Origin of the sequence: Nitrosospira multiformis, assembly GCF_900110185.1 — a bacterium.
Lineage (GTDB): Bacteria > Pseudomonadota > Gammaproteobacteria > Burkholderiales > Nitrosomonadaceae > Nitrosospira > Nitrosospira multiformis_A.
The window spans coordinates 275,126-292,570 of record NZ_FOCT01000001.1 but is presented as its reverse complement, the minus strand read 5'-3'; the positions used below and the strand labels follow the sequence as shown (position 1 = coordinate 292,570).

Annotated in this window: 18 protein-coding genes; 8 read left to right on the top strand and 10 right to left on the bottom strand. The window is 54.4% G+C overall.

Features of this window, described 5'->3' with window-relative positions:
- Nucleotides 1–69: 69 nt before the first annotated feature.
- The 8 genes from BMY01_RS01450 to yut all read left to right on the top strand — a co-directional run bounded on the left by BMY01_RS01450 (nt 70) and on the right by yut (nt 6,348).
- The gene (locus BMY01_RS01450) at nt 70–915 is read left to right on the top strand and encodes an urease accessory protein UreD (RefSeq protein ID WP_254772550.1); all 846 of its coding nucleotides are present in this window, start codon (nt 70–72) and stop codon (nt 913–915) included.
- A 95-nt stretch (nt 916–1,010) separates the two neighbouring features.
- A complete protein-coding gene (gene ureA, locus BMY01_RS01445) occupies nt 1,011–1,313 on the top strand; it encodes an urease subunit gamma (RefSeq protein WP_011380583.1) in 303 nt (100 codons plus the stop codon).
- 23 nt (nt 1,314–1,336) lie between these two features.
- Nucleotides 1,337–1,678 (top strand): urease subunit beta, encoded by a 342-nt coding sequence (locus tag BMY01_RS01440; protein ID WP_074743801.1) that lies wholly within the window; start codon nt 1,337–1,339, stop codon nt 1,676–1,678.
- Nucleotides 1,679–1,712: 34 nt separating this feature from the next.
- Nucleotides 1,713–3,419, top strand: coding sequence for an urease subunit alpha (ureC, locus tag BMY01_RS01435; protein WP_074743800.1), 1,707 nt, complete (start codon nt 1,713–1,715; stop codon nt 3,417–3,419).
- 9 nt (nt 3,420–3,428) lie between these two features.
- Nucleotides 3,429–3,962, top strand: coding sequence for an urease accessory protein UreE (ureE, locus tag BMY01_RS01430; RefSeq protein WP_074743799.1), 534 nt, complete (start codon nt 3,429–3,431; stop codon nt 3,960–3,962).
- A gap of 2 nt (nt 3,963–3,964) precedes the next feature.
- Nucleotides 3,965–4,645: an urease accessory protein UreF gene (locus tag BMY01_RS01425; RefSeq protein WP_074743798.1), complete on the top strand. Its 681-nt coding sequence runs from the start codon at nt 3,965–3,967 to the stop codon at nt 4,643–4,645.
- A gap of 19 nt (nt 4,646–4,664) precedes the next feature.
- The gene (ureG, locus tag BMY01_RS01420; RefSeq protein WP_074743797.1) at nt 4,665–5,306 is read left to right on the top strand and encodes an urease accessory protein UreG; all 642 of its coding nucleotides are present in this window, start codon (nt 4,665–4,667) and stop codon (nt 5,304–5,306) included.
- Nucleotides 5,307–5,382: 76 nt separating this feature from the next.
- Nucleotides 5,383–6,348, top strand: a complete 966-nt coding sequence (gene yut, locus BMY01_RS01415; protein ID WP_074743796.1) for an urea transporter — start codon at nt 5,383–5,385, stop codon at nt 6,346–6,348.
- Between the two features lie 153 nt (nt 6,349–6,501).
- Here yut and BMY01_RS01410 read toward each other — a convergent pair whose 3' ends face one another.
- From BMY01_RS01410 to BMY01_RS01365, 10 genes are all read right to left on the bottom strand, one after another.
- Nucleotides 6,502–6,999 carry a hypothetical protein gene (locus tag BMY01_RS01410; RefSeq protein WP_074743795.1) on the bottom strand — a complete coding sequence of 166 codons (498 nt, stop codon included), beginning with the start codon at nt 6,997–6,999 and terminating at the stop codon, nt 6,502–6,504.
- 106 nt (nt 7,000–7,105) lie between these two features.
- Nucleotides 7,106–8,827, bottom strand: a complete 1,722-nt coding sequence (locus BMY01_RS01405; RefSeq protein ID WP_074743794.1) for a glycoside hydrolase family 13 protein — start codon at nt 8,825–8,827, stop codon at nt 7,106–7,108.
- Between the two features lie 15 nt (nt 8,828–8,842).
- The gene (locus BMY01_RS01400; RefSeq protein ID WP_074743793.1) at nt 8,843–10,288 is read right to left on the bottom strand and encodes an amino acid permease; all 1,446 of its coding nucleotides are present in this window, start codon (nt 10,286–10,288) and stop codon (nt 8,843–8,845) included.
- Between the two features lie 207 nt (nt 10,289–10,495).
- Nucleotides 10,496–12,529: a nitric oxide reductase activation protein NorD gene (locus BMY01_RS01395; RefSeq protein WP_074743792.1), complete on the bottom strand. Its 2,034-nt coding sequence runs from the start codon at nt 12,527–12,529 to the stop codon at nt 10,496–10,498.
- 71 nt (nt 12,530–12,600) lie between these two features.
- Nucleotides 12,601–13,446 carry a CbbQ/NirQ/NorQ/GpvN family protein gene (locus BMY01_RS01390; RefSeq protein WP_217638597.1) on the bottom strand — a complete coding sequence of 282 codons (846 nt, stop codon included), beginning with the start codon at nt 13,444–13,446 and terminating at the stop codon, nt 12,601–12,603.
- A gap of 11 nt (nt 13,447–13,457) precedes the next feature.
- Nucleotides 13,458–14,849: a cbb3-type cytochrome c oxidase subunit I gene (locus BMY01_RS01385; protein WP_074743791.1), complete on the bottom strand. Its 1,392-nt coding sequence runs from the start codon at nt 14,847–14,849 to the stop codon at nt 13,458–13,460.
- Between the two features lie 8 nt (nt 14,850–14,857).
- The gene (locus BMY01_RS01380; RefSeq protein ID WP_074743790.1) at nt 14,858–15,676 is read right to left on the bottom strand and encodes a c-type cytochrome; all 819 of its coding nucleotides are present in this window, start codon (nt 15,674–15,676) and stop codon (nt 14,858–14,860) included.
- A 46-nt stretch (nt 15,677–15,722) separates the two neighbouring features.
- Nucleotides 15,723–15,854, bottom strand: a complete 132-nt coding sequence (locus BMY01_RS18560; protein ID WP_302848408.1) for a hypothetical protein — start codon at nt 15,852–15,854, stop codon at nt 15,723–15,725.
- Nucleotides 15,855–16,268: 414 nt separating this feature from the next.
- Nucleotides 16,269–17,024: an HAD family hydrolase gene (locus tag BMY01_RS01370; RefSeq protein WP_074743788.1), complete on the bottom strand. Its 756-nt coding sequence runs from the start codon at nt 17,022–17,024 to the stop codon at nt 16,269–16,271.
- Nucleotides 17,018–17,362 (bottom strand): hypothetical protein, encoded by a 345-nt coding sequence (locus BMY01_RS01365; protein ID WP_074743787.1) that lies wholly within the window; start codon nt 17,360–17,362, stop codon nt 17,018–17,020. The genes BMY01_RS01370 and BMY01_RS01365 overlap by 7 nt, the downstream gene beginning before the upstream one ends.
- Nucleotides 17,363–17,445: the final 83 nt, after the last annotated feature.

Sequence of the window (17,445 nt, the reverse complement as noted above, 5' to 3'; positions counted from 1 at the left end):
ACACCTTCATCCGGCAGTATTGCTACTCTGTGCCCGCTACCCTCTTCTGGAAGGCCATTGGATCCGAAAGTGAATCTGGCTCCAGATTCTCCATTGAGGGCCCATTTGCGGTTGAAGTTTGCGGAGAGTTCCGGCATCACCCGCATGGTGGAGCGAGATCATCATGGCCCCCTGTTGGTGCAAAAACCTCTCTATCCGGAGGGTTATGAGGTATGCCAAGCTGTTGTCATACACCCGCCCGGGGGCGTGGTCGCAGGGGATGAATTGGGAATACAAGTGCATGTCGGTCCGTCCGCTCATGCTCAGATAACTTCTCCCGGTGCAACAAAATGGTACAAATCCACCGGTCGGACTGCGCGCCAGCATGTTTACCTGCAGGCGGAAGCGGGTGGCGTACTGGAGTGGATGCCGCAGGAAACGATTTTTTTCAATAATGCAAGAGTGATGCTCGATCACCAGGTCGAGCTGGAGAAGGATTCAGTTTACATGAGTTGTGAGATTCTATGCTTTGGCCGTACGGCATTCGGAGAATCATTCAATAGCGGTGAGATAAAACAGCACACGAGTATCCGCCAGGAGGGAAAGCTGGTCTGGTTTGAGAAGCTTCGTCTGGAGGGCGGGAGCAAAGCGATGAATGGAAGGCTTGCACTTGCCGGTCGCACCGTTTGCGCCACTTTTATCATGAGTGGCAAACCCCTTCCAGCGCAGGCGATCGATCTTGTACGGGAAGAGGCGGCACGCATCGGCGGAGAATCGGGGCAGGTGGGAATCTCCCAATTCAAATCGTTGCTGGTAGCACGTTTTCTGGGAGATTCGAGTGAGGTGGCGAGACATGTGATGCTTTGCATCTGGCGGGCCGTCCGCCCCATCACGCTCGGCCGGCCTGCGATTGTGCCGCGCAGCTGGAATACCTGATGCTGTTCTGTTCTGCAAGTTTTTGGAGGATGGAGTTTGGAAAATCGCTGGAGGCATTTTTCAGCACCATTTGAGATTTTTAATGAGGAGATACGATGGATCTGACACCGAGAGAGAAAGACAAACTCCAGATATTCACTGCTGGATTGCTCGCGGAAAGACGAAAGGCGCGCGGTTTGCGGCTCAATTATCCTGAAGCAGTCGCGTTGATTACCTGCGCGATTCTCGAGGGGGCGCGTGACGGTAATACGGTGGCAGAGCTGATGTCGGAGGGGCGAAAAGTTCTGACACGCGCCGATGTCATGGAAGGTGTGCCGGAAATGATTCCCGATATTCAAGTCGAGGCTACTTTCCCGGATGGTACCAAGCTCGTGACCGTCCATAATCCAATCGTATAAAGAGAAACCGTGGGAGATTAATAATGGCAAAGACGGTAAGAAAGGCAAGAGATCCCCTCATACCAGGCGAGATAACCACACAACCCGGCGAAATCGAACTCAATGTCGGCAGAAAGACAAAGACATTGAAGGTTGCAAATGGTGGCGATCGACCGATTCAAATCGGTTCCCATTTTCATTTTTACGAAGTCAACTCGGCGATGAAATTCGATCGCGCGGAAGCCTATGGCATGCGCCTGAACATCATGGCCGGCACGGCCGTGCGCTTCGAGCCGGGACAGGAACGGACAGTTGAACTAGTGGAGCTGGCGGGTAACCGGATCGTCTATGGATTCAACCAGAAAGTAATGGGCAAGCTTAAGTAGAGATCGCCGGATCAAACGAGAAAGGAGCTAAAGAATGAGTTTCAAGGTTTCCCGCCAGACTTACGCGGAATTGATGGGCCCTACGACCGGCGACCGGATTCGCCTGGCTGATACCGAGCTGATGATCGAAATCGAGAAGGATTTCACCACCTATGGTGAAGAGGTGAAATTCGGGGGCGGCAAGGTGATACGCGACGGCATGGGGCAGTCACAGCACAATCACGATCAAGTGATGGATACGGTCATCACCAACGCGGTAATCATTGACCACTGGGGCATCGTCAAGGCTGATGTCGGTCTGAAGAACGGGAAGATCGCCGAGATCGGCAAAGCGGGCAATCCCGATATCCAGCCGAATGTTACGATGTCGATCGGTGCGGCGACGGAAATCATAGCAGGCGAGAACATGATTCTGACCGCGGGCGGAATCGATTCCCATATCCACTTCATTTCACCGCAGCAGGCAGAAGATGCGATGATGAATGGCATTACCACGATGCTGGGGGGAGGCACCGGCCCGGCAGCGGGCACTGCAGCCACGACCTGTACGCCTGGCCCCTGGCACATCCATTCCATGTTGCGGGCCTCGGATGGTATGGTGATGAATACCGGCTTTTACGGGAAGGGAAATGTAAGTCTTCCGACCCCGCTGGAAGAGCAGATTCTTGCCGGAGCATGCGGACTGAAGCTGCACGAAGACTGGGGTTCGACCTACGCAGCCATCGACAATTGCTTGGCGGTGGCGGACAAGTATGATGTCCAGGTTGCCGTTCACACAGATACCATCAATGAAGGCGGATATCTGGAAAACACGATTGCAGCCATGAAGGGCCGTACCATCCATACTTTCCATACCGAGGGGGCCGGTGGAGGGCATGCGCCGGACATCATCGCTGTCGTAGGTCAGGAAAACGTGCTGCCCTCATCAACCAATCCAACCCGGCCTTATACCATCAACACGCTGGATGAACATCTCGACATGCTGATGGTATGCCATCACCTTCATGCCAACATTCCCGAAGATCTCGCGTTTGCTGAGTCGCGCATTCGTAAGGAGACCATAGCTGCGGAGGATATACTGCAGGATATGGGCGCAATCTCCATGATGTCTTCTGATTCACAGGCAATGGGGCGGATTGGAGAAGTGGTTCTGCGTACCTGGCAAACCGCGCACAAAATGAAAATACAACGCGGAACTTTGCAGGAAGATACATCGAAGAATGATAATTTCCGCGTCAAACGCTACATCGCCAAATACACCATCAATCCGGCGATCACACATGGCATCTCGCATGCCCTCGGTTCAGTGGAGGTGGGCAAATATGCAGATCTGGTGTTGTGGCGGCCTGCATTTTTTGGCGTAAAGCCCTCCGTGATTCTGAAAGGCGGAATGATTGCGGCATCTTTAATGGGTGATCCGAACGCCTCGATTCCCACCCCGCAACCCGTCCATTACCGTTACATGTTCGGGGGATATGGCGGGGGTATCAAGACCTCGTGCTTTACCTTTGTCTCACAAGCAGCGCTGGCTGCAGGTCTGGTCGATCAATTGAAGCTGGATAAGAATCTGATCGAGGTCAAGAATACGCGCAACCTGCGCAAGAAAGATATGATCCATAACTCGGCGACGCCTAAAATGGAAGTCGATCCGGAAACATACGAAGTTCGGGCGGATGGACAATTGCTGACCTGCGGGGCGGAGGACGTTCTGCCGATGGCGCAAAGGTATTTCCTTTTTTAGGGGCTATAGATGCTCACCTTGAACACCAGGATAAGCAGTGCGGACAAAGTATCCGCACAGCTCGTGCTACCGTATGAGCTGCGCGAAAACAGCCGCCTGCGCACCGCGCTTTCCTCAGGGGAAGAAGTGGCCATTTTCATCCCGCGGGGCACGGTACTGCGGAACAACGATTTGCTCATGGGGGAAGACGGTCGCGTGATTCAGATCGTTGCCGCCCAGGAATCCACCTACCGCATCACGTGTGCAAACCCGCATGACTTGCTGCGCTGTGCCTTCCATCTGGGTAACCGCCATACTCAGACCCAGGTGGGTGAAGGGTTTTTGCGCATCGCCCGCGACAACGTGCTGAAGGAAATGCTGGAAGGACTCGGGGCAACAGTCATCGAGGAAGATGCACAGTTCGAGCCGGAGGCGGGGGCTTACGGCAGCGGAGGACATCATCACCATCATGGGGAGTCGAGCCACGGGCATGCCCATGGTCCACTCGCTCCGATTCCGGTGCACCAGAAGATCCATCGTCCCTCCGACATTCCTTCCCGGTAATAATGAAAGAATACCGCGCCCTGCTGGCCCTGTTGCACCTTGCCAGCCCTTCGCTTCCGATCGGGGCTTATACGTATTCCCAGGGGCTGGAATCGGCCATTGAGCAAGGATTGGTTCGAGATGAAACCTCCGCACGCGAATGGCTCGTTGAAATGCTGGGAATTTTTACGGATTTCGAGTTGCCGATTCTGCGACGTCTGTTGAAGGCCTTTTCGGAGCGGGATGAGGCTGCGGTAAGCTTCTGGACGGAATGCTTCGTCGCTTCCCGCGAGACCTCGGAGTTTCGTGCCGAAACGGTACAGATGGGGTATTCACTGGCAAAGTTGATCATCGATCTCAAGCTCGGGGATGATTCGATGCGGGCAATCCTGGAAAACCAACAGGCAATTCCGCTCCCCACGGCATTTGCATGTGCTGCCGAAGCGTTGGGCATCCCGCACGAAGAGAGCTTGCTGGGCATGCTGTTTTCAATGGCCGAGAATCAGGTGCTGGTCTGCGTAAAATCGGTTCCGCTTGGCCAGCTTTCAGGGCAGCGGTTGCTATTGTCCCTGCATCCCGTCATCGAGGCCTGCTCGATTCGCGCAAGCCAGCTCACGGATGATGAGTTGTCGAGCTGGGCTCCCGGCTTGTCGCTGTTATCGATGCAACACGAGATTCAATACAGCCGAATCTATCGATCGTAGCTCTTGATGGGAACAGAGAATGAACAAACAATCTAATCCACTCCGTGTCGGAATCGGTGGTCCCGTAGGTTCCGGAAAAACGGCCTTGTGTGAAGCGCTCAGCAAGAGAATGCGCGATCGTTATGAAATGGCTGTCATCACCAATGACATCTATACCAGGGAAGATATGGAAATTCTCCTGCGTGCCGATGCGCTGCCTCCGGAGCGTCTGATGGGCGTGGAAACGGGGGGATGTCCCCATACGGCCATCAGGGAGGATGCTTCCATCAATCTCGAAGCCGTTGCGCGCATGACCGCCGATTTTCCGGAACTCGATCTCATTCTGATTGAATCGGGTGGCGACAACCTTGCTTCCACCTTCAGTCCCGAACTTTCCGATCTGACGATCTATGTCATAGACGTGGCCGGGGGCGAAAAAGTGCCGCGCAAGGGCGGACCCGGTATTACCCGTGCCGCATTACTCATCATCAACAAGATCGATCTTGCTCCCTACGTGGGAGCAAATCTCGAGATCATGGCGCGTGACGCCAAGAAAATGCGTGGCGAACGGCCCTTCGTGTTCACCAACTTGCATACGGGAGAAGGAGTCGACCAGGTAATCGACTTCATCGTGAAGCAGGGACTGCTGGATGAGGTCCGGTCGCAGCAGCACCACGCCTGATTTCCTTTTCCGGCAGCTTGGCAAAAGCGCGCTACTGCATTTTTCATACAGAGTTTTGTAAGGGTTTCCACATATCATGGACTGGGCATCCCGAGTCGATAGCGCGTTCCCCCAACCCCTGCGGGTGATTCTGAGAGGTGTTGGACAGGTTTTTTTCTGCTGTAACGCAGTAACCAAACTCATTTTTCTGATAGCGCTCTTTATCGGCGGAGTGGCTGCCGGGGCAGCGGCAACCGTAGGAGTGGTCACGAGTACCGTGACTGCCCATCTGCTGGGGTTCTCGAAAAAGGATATCGACGCTGGCCTGTATGGTTTCAACGGGACGCTGGTAGGTCCCTGTCTGTTTCTGTTTCTGGAGCATTCTCCGCAGTTATGGCTGTACGTCATTCTCGCATCGATATTATCGAGTGTCGTGCTGGCTGCTCTCATGCGAATTCTTCGCCCCTACCAGATTCCAGCCTCCACTTCGCCGTTTGTCCTGACCTCGTGGATGTTCCTGGTCGCGGTCTATGGTTTTGAAAGTTTTACCCGCAGTTCCGTTTTGCCGGCTGCCGGTATTCCTGTTGCTGTTCCAGGCGCGAGCGGCCTGTCCTTTGAAAACTGGCCCGTTGCGCTATTCAAGGGGGTGGGCGAAGTCATGTTCGCGGATAGTGTGACAGTCGGTATTCTGTTTCTGGTCGGCATCGCCATTGTTTCCCTGCGCGGCGCCCTGATGGCAATAAGTGGCGCCTTTGTCGGGATCATCTTTCCGACCCTTCTGAACGCAAACCTGAATGCGATCGAAATGGGCCTGTACGCATTCAATCCGGTTTTGACGATGATGGCCATTGGCTGGGTGTTTCTCAAACCCAGCGGGAAAAGTGCCGCTCTCGCCGTGCTGGGGGGCGTGATGACGGTTGTATGCCAGGCAGGTCTTGCCAGCTTCCTTACCCCCATAGGCCTGCCGACTCTCACGTTCCCGTTTGTTCTGGTCATGTGGATGTTCCTGTTTGCCGCGGGAATGTCCAGATACTGGGTCGACCCAGAGGCTGAAGAAGGGTGAGCAGGGGCCAGCAGGGGTCTTATGGTTGCGTTCGGCCTGAAATGGCCGAAATAAAATCAGCTGACGTTTGCTATCCATCCCTTCTGTGAATATCTGTGAATATTATTGAGGCACATGCTGCTGTTTGCTATTGCCCTTCGCACATTTATTGCCTCAGTATGAAACCGTTCCATCAATTTCAATTTTCCCCTTCCCGGTCGCGATATCCTGATCTCCTTTCAATTCCGCAATTCCCTTTGCTCCGCGAAAACGGCCCGTTCCGCCGCTTATTTCAAATTTCGCATCCGTCAGGTTGTACCTGGATTGATCATCGGCCGGTACAAATGCACCTTTGTAGAGGCCGGTAACGGTATCGCCGTTTGCCACCGTAAGGGTGAACGTCCCGTCGAAAATAAAATGATCCTCCATCGGGGTAATGCAGTCGATGGCCTTGAGCGAAACCTTACCCATATGGGTACTTTTGCCGATACCTGTAGTGGTACCACCGAATTTGGAAGGACAATCCGCTCTGAATCCAGGCTGTTCATGGGTCTCTACGCTTGCCTTGAGCGGTCTGCTGGTTGCATCGGCCAGCAACACCGTTGGCAGCATGAGGATTGCAGACAGGATTGCAGAAATGATGTTGCGCGTTAAAGCTTGAAGAATTACCACAAGTCATACTCCTTCCTGGTAGATATTGAAAATAATCATTCAAATGAACTGATGGGATTTAGCCCGCATCCTTCTCAGCGAGAAAGAAAGATTCCCGCTGCCGTTGTCAATGCGATTCGTTGATGATGCGCCCTTCGAAAGGTTGTAATTGATGCACAGGGCTTTGAGCATGCGTGGAAAGCAGCACTGGTTTATTCAAGGGGATTTTAACCCGCTGGCGGGACATGTTGAGGAGCACCATGTGCTTCTCTTCATTGAATATTCGGCGGTAAGCGAGAATTTTCCGGTCGCAGAGGTCATGCAAGATTTCGAGACTTCCCGCATACAAGCTGGGCATCCTGTTGCGGAGCCGGATGATTTTCCTGTAAAAATTGAGAAGGGAATGCGGTTCCGAAATCTGTTTGTCCACATTTATTTCCCTGAAGCTGTCTGCTACCGGCAACCAAGGCTCTGCTGAACTCTCACAAAAGCCTGCGCGGGGCCTTTCATTCCATAGCATCGGAGTACGGCACTCGTCGCGATTGAGAATTTCACTGCTGCGATCAACCAGAAACTGCGGTACCCATTTATGCTGAATGGCAATCGCATCTTTTCCGTCTTTTAGGGGAATTCTTACCCGAGGTATGCCAATCTCATCACCGAAATAGGTGAAGGGAATCCCCCGGCAGGTAAACTGGAACAGCGCGAGCAGTTTTGCCTTTTCTATACTCCCTCCCAGGCGGCTGATGACACGGTTACGATCGTGGTTGGCAAAGACGAGAGTGGGTATCAGCGGTTCGGGAAAATGCTTCTCGAATGTCATCAGCATTTCGCGGTATTTTTCCGCGTTGAAAGGTGTGGAAATGGCCTTGAAAAGAAAAACAGCGTGCAACCCATGCTGCCCATTGTTTTGACAGAAGCGATGGATCAGTGCTTCATCTCCATGCGATTCCCCGATAAGCACCCTTTTGGGGTTATCGAACTCATCCACTACGCGCCGCAACTCGGTAGCGAATTCAAAGCTCTTTTCGTGGAGAAAATTGTTTTTCAGGTTCTGGAAAAAAATGGATAGCGATTTATCAGATGGGGTTAGGCGGGGACTGGGAGGATTACTGCGCAACTCGGGGTCCTCGTAGATAGCACTGATGATATCGAGACGAAATCCATCCACCCCCTTGTTCAGCCAGAATCTGATGACTTCGAACATTGCCTGTTTGACTTCCGGATTGTGATAGTTCAGGTCGGGTTGAAAAGGGAGGAAAGCAGTGTAATAGAATTGCTTCCGTTGCGGGTGGTAAGTCCAGGCTTTGTTACCTGCCATGGCGCGCCAGTTATTCGGGCGCCTCAAACCCTTTTTGCCTTTCCCATCCTTCCAGACGTACCAGTCGGCTTTGGGGTTATCGCGCGAGCTTGCGGATTCGGTAAACCAGGAATGCTCGCTCGAAGTGTGATTCAGCACCAGATCGAATACCAGTTTCATGTTGCGGCGGTGCACCTCTTCAACCAGTTTCTCAAAGAGCGGCATATCGCCATATTCAGGAGAGATGGAGAGGTAATCGCTGATGTCGTAGCCGAAGTCTTTTTGTGGACTTTGCGTAAAGGGCGACACCCAGATTGTTTCATATCCGAGATCGTGCAGATAATCCAGTTTTTCGATGATGCCTTGGATATCTCCGATTCCATCGCCATTGGAGTCGTAAAAAGAACGCACATAGACATGATAAACGGTGGTTTTCTTCCACCATTCGCCTTCAGCGTTCGAATTGTCAAGGGCAGTGCGACTCATGGAATTGGAATTGGCGGGTGGACCGAAAATCGTGGTATCGGGGTTTGAAACGCATGCTAGCATTTTAATCTGAAAGCACTAGTTTGCCTGCTGTTTTCCAAGATGACTATGCTTGCGAGCGTAAGCGAAATAGATAATCAGGCCAGTCCCTGCCCATGCAAGGAATAGTCTAATTGTCTCCCACCCCAGGCTGACGAACAGCAGACCACAGCCCCCCATTGCCAGTGGGCCGACCATCCACAGCATAGGGGTCTTGAAAGGCCGATGGAGATCGGGTGCACGGCGTCGCAGGACCATCACGCCGAGAGCGACCATGAAGAAAGCGAAGAGCGTCCCGGAATTGGAAATATCGGCCAGCATTCCTACCGGAAACATGGCAGCGAACAGCGCGACGGCCGTTCCGGTGACCAGGGTGACAATATGGGGAGTGTGAAAGCGTTTGTGTACATGAGAAAAAATACCGGGCATCAATCCATCATGAGACATGGTGAAGAGGACCCGGGTCTGCCCATAGAGCATCATGAGCACGACAGAGGGCAGTGCGACAATTGCTGCCGAAGCCACCCAGTTGCCTATGGTTGGGTAACCGACCTCGCGCAGCACAAATGCCAGCGGTTCTTTGGAGAGGGACAAATCACCTCCCGGCTGCGCTCCCACTGCGCCGACCGCGGCGTAGGCGACGACAAGATAAATGAGGGTGCAAATCGTCAATGAAGCTATCAATCCTATCGGCACATTACGATTTGGGTTGCTCGTTTCTTCGGCTGCGGTCGAAACAGCATCGAATCCGACATAGGCAAAGAAGATGGAGGCAGCGGCACCCAGGATTCCCACTCCTGAAAGCGGCGTGCCCCATCCGTTGGGCAGCATGGGTTGGAAGTTTATCGAATTTACCGCCGGCAGGGCGAGAACGATAAATGCGGTAAGTGCGATAATTTTTATGACAACCAGAACTGCAGTAAACCTGGCGCTTTTCGTCGTGCCCATGATCAGCAGCACGGTGACGAACAACGACACCAGAAATGCCAGCAGGTTGAATCCTCCTGCCGCTGTGGTGCCATCCGACCCGACAATTATGTCCGCCGGTCCTGCCGTCAGGGCCAGCGGCAGCCCGTAGCCTATTTCGTTCAGGAAGCCATTGATATAACCGGACCAGCCAACGGCTACCGCCGCTGCGGCGATCGCATACTCCAGAATCAGCGCCCAGCCGACCATCCATGCGACGAGTTCACCGAACACCGCGTAAGAGTAGGTATAGGCCGATCCTGCCACTGGTACGATCGCGGCAATTTCAGAATAGACAAGGGCGGCCAGCGCGCAGACGAACCCGGCTATGAGGAAGGAAAACATCATGCCCGGGCCTGCCTTGTCCGCGGCCACCGAAGTCAATACAAAGATGCCGGTGCCGATGACAGCGCCGATTCCCAGCATGGTCAGATCAAATGCGCCAAGCTGTCGTTTGAGCCCTCGGGTTTCAGCCGACTCCAGGATGTGATCCACAGGTTTGACGCGCTTAAACAGCACAATGTCTCTCCAGTAATAGATGCAAAGGATTTCAGTTGGATTTTAACCGGTTTCGCTCAAGCTCGGCGGTTATAGGCAAGATCGTTATTTTAAACCAGCAGGCCACCGCAAACCAAAATGCTGTGGGGAAAACGGCTAGATTGAGAAAGAATTATCGCAGGAATGCGGGGGATGGCGGCAATTCGTGGGTCGACAGAGGAGCGAAGCTCACTGCCTAATCAGCCTTCTGAGCACGTCTGCCAGGACAACAGGAAGCGTTTCCGCCTGCTGCAATACGGCGTAGTGCCGCGCGCCAAACACCCGGGCAAGATATTGCGGCGCGTGCCGGTCGACGGTAATACAGAACGGATGAATGGCCTGGAGGCGGGCTTCGGCCACGGCCTGGCGCATGTCTTCCACCCCGTAGCGACCCTCGTAGCGATCGACATCGTTGGGTTTTCCATCCGACAGCAGGATAAGCAGGCGATACCGGGCGCCGGTGGCAGTGAGCAGATTGGTGGTGTGGCGAATCGCGGCTCCTGCGCGCGTGTAGAGCTGCGGTTCCAATGCTCCAATGCGGCGTTGCACAAGTATCCGGTCGTTCTCTTCAAAATTCTTCAAGGGCCATAATGAGACGTTTTGGGCGCTTTCTCCCGAAAAGGCATAAATGCAGAAAGGATCACCCAGTTTGGTCAACGCCAGATAAACGAGCAGCAGCGCTTCCTTTTCAACATCGATGATGCGCAACTCCTGGGAAACCCATCCATCGGTCGAGCCGCTGATATCGATCAGCAATGCAACGGCAATGTCGCGCCGCGCTGCTTTTACTGATTGATACAAGCGATCCTGCGGGGGCAAGCCTGCTCGTTGTTCCGCGAAGGCATTCACGCAGGCGTTGATATCGATCTCCTCTCCTTCCGGTTGGCGGTGGTAGCGAATCCGCCGCGGTCGCAGTCCCTCAAGTCGAAGCTGTACCTGCCGCAGCAGAGCAGGGCGTCTTGCCACCACGGACTCTGCCCAGGCGACATCTCCCAGCAATGGCGGTTGAAGCCGAACGATGGCAGCCTCCTTGTGATAACGCGAAACGCGGAAATCCCATTCCGGGTAGGCAATACCGCGCGCCGCTCCCTTGCCGGGGAGGACGAGCGTCGTGCGTTGGTCAAGGGGATCATCCGCCAGCAGGAGTTCGCGCACGGTTTTCGAAGATGAGATGAGCTGTGCTTCCGGCAGTTCGGACAGGGAATCCGCCAGATCGCCGGCATCGGCGTCGTCGTCACGGTCAGCCGGCCGCTGGAGGCCCGCGGGATCTTCGACGTGCTGCTGCGGATCATCCTTCTGCACCATCCACATCCCTTGCGTCTCGTCATCCTCATCGGGAGTTTTTTCCCGGACTTGCGGACGACGGGAAAGATTCGCGCTGCGCCGGGGGTTTGCGGAAGGCTGCGTCATATCCCGGAGTGCTTCCTCGTATCGGATGGGTTGATTTACGGAGGAGGGCGGCAGCATCTTACCCCACCACAGATCCTTGGCGCATCCTCGGTAGCGAACCGCGCGCACCCCTGTTCGAATCGAGATCTTCATGCTCATCTCCACCGCCCAGTCAAGTGAATCCTCGGGTTTCCGCGCAAGGGCAAGCGGGGGAGGAATGTCATCCGGACAAGCCTTGAGTACGCCACAATAAAGTTCTTCCACCGCCTGTTCGACCGGGTTCAGAAGCGCAGGCTGCGGTCGCTGCGACAGCATCACGCGGCGCAAGGCCATAAGGTCATGCCGCAGGCCGGCAAAATGAAGGGCGAGGGCATGATCTGCGGCAGCCGCTTCGCTCAGCTGGAAAAGATCAAGCGTCAACAACGTATCAGCAGGCGCCATTTGCTGTGCCCGCCGCCGGGCACGCCCGGCTTGCTGCAGGGCGAGCAATCGAAAGAAATGGTGCGAAGAAAGCTCGCTCTGTTCGCCCGGATGAAGCTGCATGGGCAGGAAAATCGTGGCTCCATCGTTCGCCGGCAACGGACGGGTTTCGATCAGATGTCGCGGGATGCGGCCAAACAACCGGGATAGCGCAGATGGCGGCGGCGGAGGTTGGGCGACCCGCAGCGATACAGCGTGCCCCTGAACGGCCGACAGGAGAAATTCCAGGCGTTGCCGGCAGGCGGAGAGCGTGCAGGAATTATCCGACACGTTGTTGTCATTGTCCCACAGACGGGATACGAAAGCAGTTGCCTGGCGGGCGGCATCGATAATGAGCCCTTCAGGTTCGGCCATGCGGAAACAGTGCTGGGAAAAGGGTATAAGAAAGAACGAGGGTTCGCACGAGGAGGTTTGGCTAGGAGTATTTAATCCAGCAGCGTTGCATCTACGAGATCGCGCATCGCGGCCACGAGGGCAGGATCATCGGATAATGGAGACACAAGTGCAACATGACAGGCCAGCCGGGGGGCGATTCCATTGGCGATGAGGCGGGCTGTTGACACCAGCAGGCGCGTGCTGGGTACTTCGGCGAGACCACGGTCTGCCAGACCGCGGATGCGTCCGGCCAGTGCCACGAGATCATGCCCCATGGCGTGTTCCGCGCCGCTTTCGTGGATGACGATCTCGGCTTCCCGTTCAGGAGGTGGAAAGTCGAAATCAAGCGCGACAAAGCGTTGGCGAGTGCTCGGCTTGAGGTCCTTGGTTACATGCTGATAACCGGGATTATATGAAATGACAAGCTGAAAACCTGGGGTAGCCTCAATCAGTTCGCCGGTTTTGTCGATAGGGAGAACCCGCCGATAGTCCGTCAAAGGGTGGATAACGACGATTGCGTCCTGCCGCGCTTCAACCACTTCGTCGAGATAGCAGATTGCGCCAGTGCGAACAGCGCGCGTGAGCGGACCATCCTGCCATACCGTGGCATTATCGCGTATCAGAAAGCGGCCCACGAGATCCGCCGCGGTCAGATCATCGTGACAGGATACGATGATGAGGGGCCGCTTCAGGCGCCAAGCCATGTGCTCGACAAAACGCGTTTTTCCACAGCCCGTCGGTCCTTTCAGCATGACGGCGAGGTGGCGCCGATGGCATTGCGTAAAAATGCTTACTTCATCGCCGAAAGGAAGGTAATAAGGCGCTTCAGCCTGCGGATGCGGCACATCCTGGCACGTATTTTCTGAAGCAGCGAGCTTGATTAACGACTCCTCCATTATCGCGCAATCTATCCGCTAGCGGCGGAGTTGGCATGACCGGCGGGCGCAAGATCGGGTGCGGATGTGCTGGAATCAATTGCCGCGACGGATCTGGGCGCAGTTCGGAAAAAATTCCAGATGAACAGGGCTGCTCCCGTGGCGAATACTGATGCGGTGGCGATCAGCATCAGGAAATGCACCTGCAGTTTCAACTGTGTATCGAGGTAGCCCAGGCCGAGGATTCGCTCCAGGTAAACCTGCCCAATGCCAGCCGTGCCGAAGGAGAGCGTCATGCCGAACATTCCCATTACCTGCATCCAGAACGCCCAGTAGCCGATACTGTTTCCCTCCACTTTACGATCACTGGTGAGGTGGGGCAGGATATAGCTGATCATGGCCAGCACAGTCATGGCGTAGGCGCCATAGAAAGCCCCATGGCCGTGCATGGCGGTGATGAGCGTGCCGTGCGTCCATTTGTTGACACTCGGCCAAGTATGTGCGAATCCGAGCAGCCCGGCGCCAAATACCGTGAATACGGTGCTGCCGATAGTCCAGTGCACGGCCAGCGAGTTGGGGTGGGAAAACCCGGCGCGCCGCATGGCAAAGTATGCATACATTGCCATGCCGAGGAGCGCTACCGGTTCCAGGGCGCTGAAAAAAACCCCGATGGGCAGCCAGTAATGAGGCACGCCTACCCAGTAGTAGTGATGCGCGGTACCCAGGATACCGGCCATGAAAACCAGGCCGACGATCACGTACAGCCATTTTTCCATGACTTCCCGATCGGCACCGGACAACCGGATCAGTAGATACGCGAGCAGCCCGCCTTGTATCATCTCCCATACGCCTTCCACCCACAAGTGGATCGTCCACCAGCGATAGAAGATGCTGACAGTATAATTTTCATATTCGATCAGGGCCGGCAGATACAGGATTGCTGCAAACGCCAAGCCGGCTACCAACACTCCTTCAGTAACGGTCCAGCGTCCCGCCCGCTTGATTGTCATAAGGATGTTATACAGGAACATCAGCATGACAATGACAATCACGATCTTTAGCGGGAACGGTTGCTCCAGCATTTTGTTGCCGGCGGTCCAGCCGAACATATAACCGACAACCGTCGTCACTCCCATCAGTGTCCAGGCGACAAGCTGGATGTAGGCCAGTTTGACGCTATAGATTTCGCTGCGCGATTCCTCAGGCACCATGTAGTAGGTTGCGCCCATGAATCCGGTAAGCACCCAGACAATCAGAAGGTTGGTGTGGATAGCCTTGGTTTTGTCGAAAGGGAGGAAATTCAGAAGCGGGTCGGGCCCGAGGTACTTGGTCGCACTGAGCAGCCCGAATACCAGTTGCAGGCCGAACAGGCACATGGCGACAGCGAAATACCAGTATGCGATCGACTGTGAGCGGTAGCGCATAGCGTCTCCTATTTCAAGGTTTCGAGATAAGCAACGAGACTGTCGATTTGCTGCGGCTCAAGATCGGCAGCAAAATTATCGGGCATAAACGACTGGTTGTTGGCGGAATACGTGGCTCCAGGAACGAGATAGGCGCTGGGATGCGTAATGGATTCGCGAATATAGTCAACCGGCGTCTTCGCTTCTCCCTTATATTCAGGAGAGGCAATGATCGCCGCGGCACGGGTGGCAAGCCCGGCGAGGGTGGGTCCTGCCAGATTTACCCCAGAAGCAATCGAATGGCAGGCATTGCAGGCAGGAGGTGAGGAGCGGAAGAGCGCTTCCCCCTGCGCGACCGGATCCGTGGAAACGGAAGCATGGGTTGGAGGTTGGCCGACGTCGGTACCTGGAATCGTTGTGCCGGATACGATAATGGGACGCGGTGGCCAGCCCTGGTTATCGATATGACCGACCCAGTCGAGAAAGGCGATGACCTCGCTGATTTCCGCATCGCTCAGTTTCGGGTTCGGCATCAGGCGTCGATGCTTTTCCTCGGAATAGAACTGGGAAGGGTCCTTCAGGAATGCGGTGAGATAAGGCGTGCCCCGCTGCTGGGTAATCTTGGTCAGATCGGGCGCATAGTAACCTCCCTCTCCCAGGAGGGTGTGGCAGTTGATACAGTTGTTGTTATGCCAGACGTCTTTTCCCCTGATGATCTCGGGCGTCAGCTTGTCTTCATTGGTAAGCCCGGGAAAGCGCCGATGACTGTCGAATGTAAGGCCAATGAAGACGGTGGCGGAAATAAGGGTGCAAATGATAAAAAAAAGCCGTCCCTGTCGTTTGGTCATCGATACCTCTTTGAAATGTTAGAGACGAGTACTGCTACGGCAGAGTTTATACGCTGATGCCGTGCCAGTTCTTAAGCGAGATCAGGGCGGCGTAGGTTATCGCCAGCGCGATTGATACGATTACGACGATGCTGAGGATTTTGAAGGGAAGAAAATAGCGGGGTGTGCGAGGCGGCATGACAACTCCAGGTTTTACTATCGGGGAAGTGGTGCGAGGAATCCGACTTCTGTTGAATTTGCAACTCTAATATTCATAGAATAATACAAACGGGGAAAAGTTTTGTTGACGCCGGGCAAGTTTGTCATCTCTATTCCCGAATGGATGCGGAGCAAGGGGCGTAAGGGATTTAAGGGATTTGGCTCGAATGGGAGCATGGGTTGGTAATGAACGTTTGCTATACCGCCCCTCTCCAACCGAGGAGAGGGAACATCGATATACGTCGGTTCACAATTATCATCGTCAGTTTACCTATGGAGGCAATATGAATACTGACTATAAAGGGTACACGATCATTACTGCATCGGAGCGGGACGATGCCAGTAGTCTCTGGAATGGCCGCTACAGGATAATGGATGATGAAGGCATAGTGGTTTACGAAAGCTTTGTGGAGCCTTTGCACGACGAAGACAAGGCATATGAGGCGGCTAATGTGGCAGCCCGTGCGTGGATAGACGGGCAGTAAATTAAGGCTTCTGTGGCAAATCCTGCATAGAAATGGGACGTGTGTCTTTTACGGCATGCTGTTTTCACTGGAGAGTGCTTTTCGGTTGGGTTCGGCAACAAACCCAGGTTTGCCAATTCGGCGCCAAGGGTATCCGCACAAACAAAATAAATCCCATACATGCCTAATGCGGCGGCAGCCTTCATGTTCGAGGGGCTATCGTCAATATAAACGACATGTTCCGCGGCAAGACCGTATCGGTCGAGCAGCAACTGGAAGATGCGAGGCTCCGGCTTGATGAGTTTTTCCGCGCCTGAAATCACAATGCCTCTGAACCAGCTTAGGAAATCGAAGCGGTTTACAGTGTCAAAAAAAGTTTCCTGAGACCAATCCGTTAACGCATAAAGCGGTACATCACGCTTGCGCGTTTCCTGAAGAATTGCAACTGTATCGTCGATCTGCCCGCCGATCATCTCATGCCAGCGAAGATGAAAGGCGTCGATCATATCTGCATGACGAGGATATTCAGCTTTCAGAACTGCCACTGCTTCGGCCCAGGTCCGCCCGGCGTCCTGTTGCATATTCCATTCTTGCGTGCATATTTCCGACAGGAATTTCTCCATTGCTGCTTCATCGCCCATATAAAGCTTGCGATAAAGGTGCCAGAGATTCCAGTCGATCAGCACACCCCGAGATCAAATACCACGGTAAGATTATTTTCTTTCACGCTGTAAATCACCTCTAAACCTAAATAAAGCAGCCGAGCTTTCAGATTGGGTCCGATTGAACGGTCAACAGGCCGGGCGGACCGGGGGTTGCGAGCATGAATGTGGCAAACGCGCGGGCAAGAATCGCGCAACCGCTGGGCGTCAGTCAACTGCTCCGCAGTGGCCTTCAGTAAACTCAGGAAGTCTGCCAATCTTGTCAGAACAGCTTGCACGGCCGCTTGCCTGACGTAGGCGCTGATGATGATCAGGCGCCTCTGTCCGGCGTGCCGCGTTTGCGTGGCGACCCCATGCAGCAAGAGCAGTCGGCTGGAAATAGCTTCGAAGTGCTTGTGCGGCTGGGCCAGCCGTACGAACAGCGTCCATCATTTATAGACTAGTG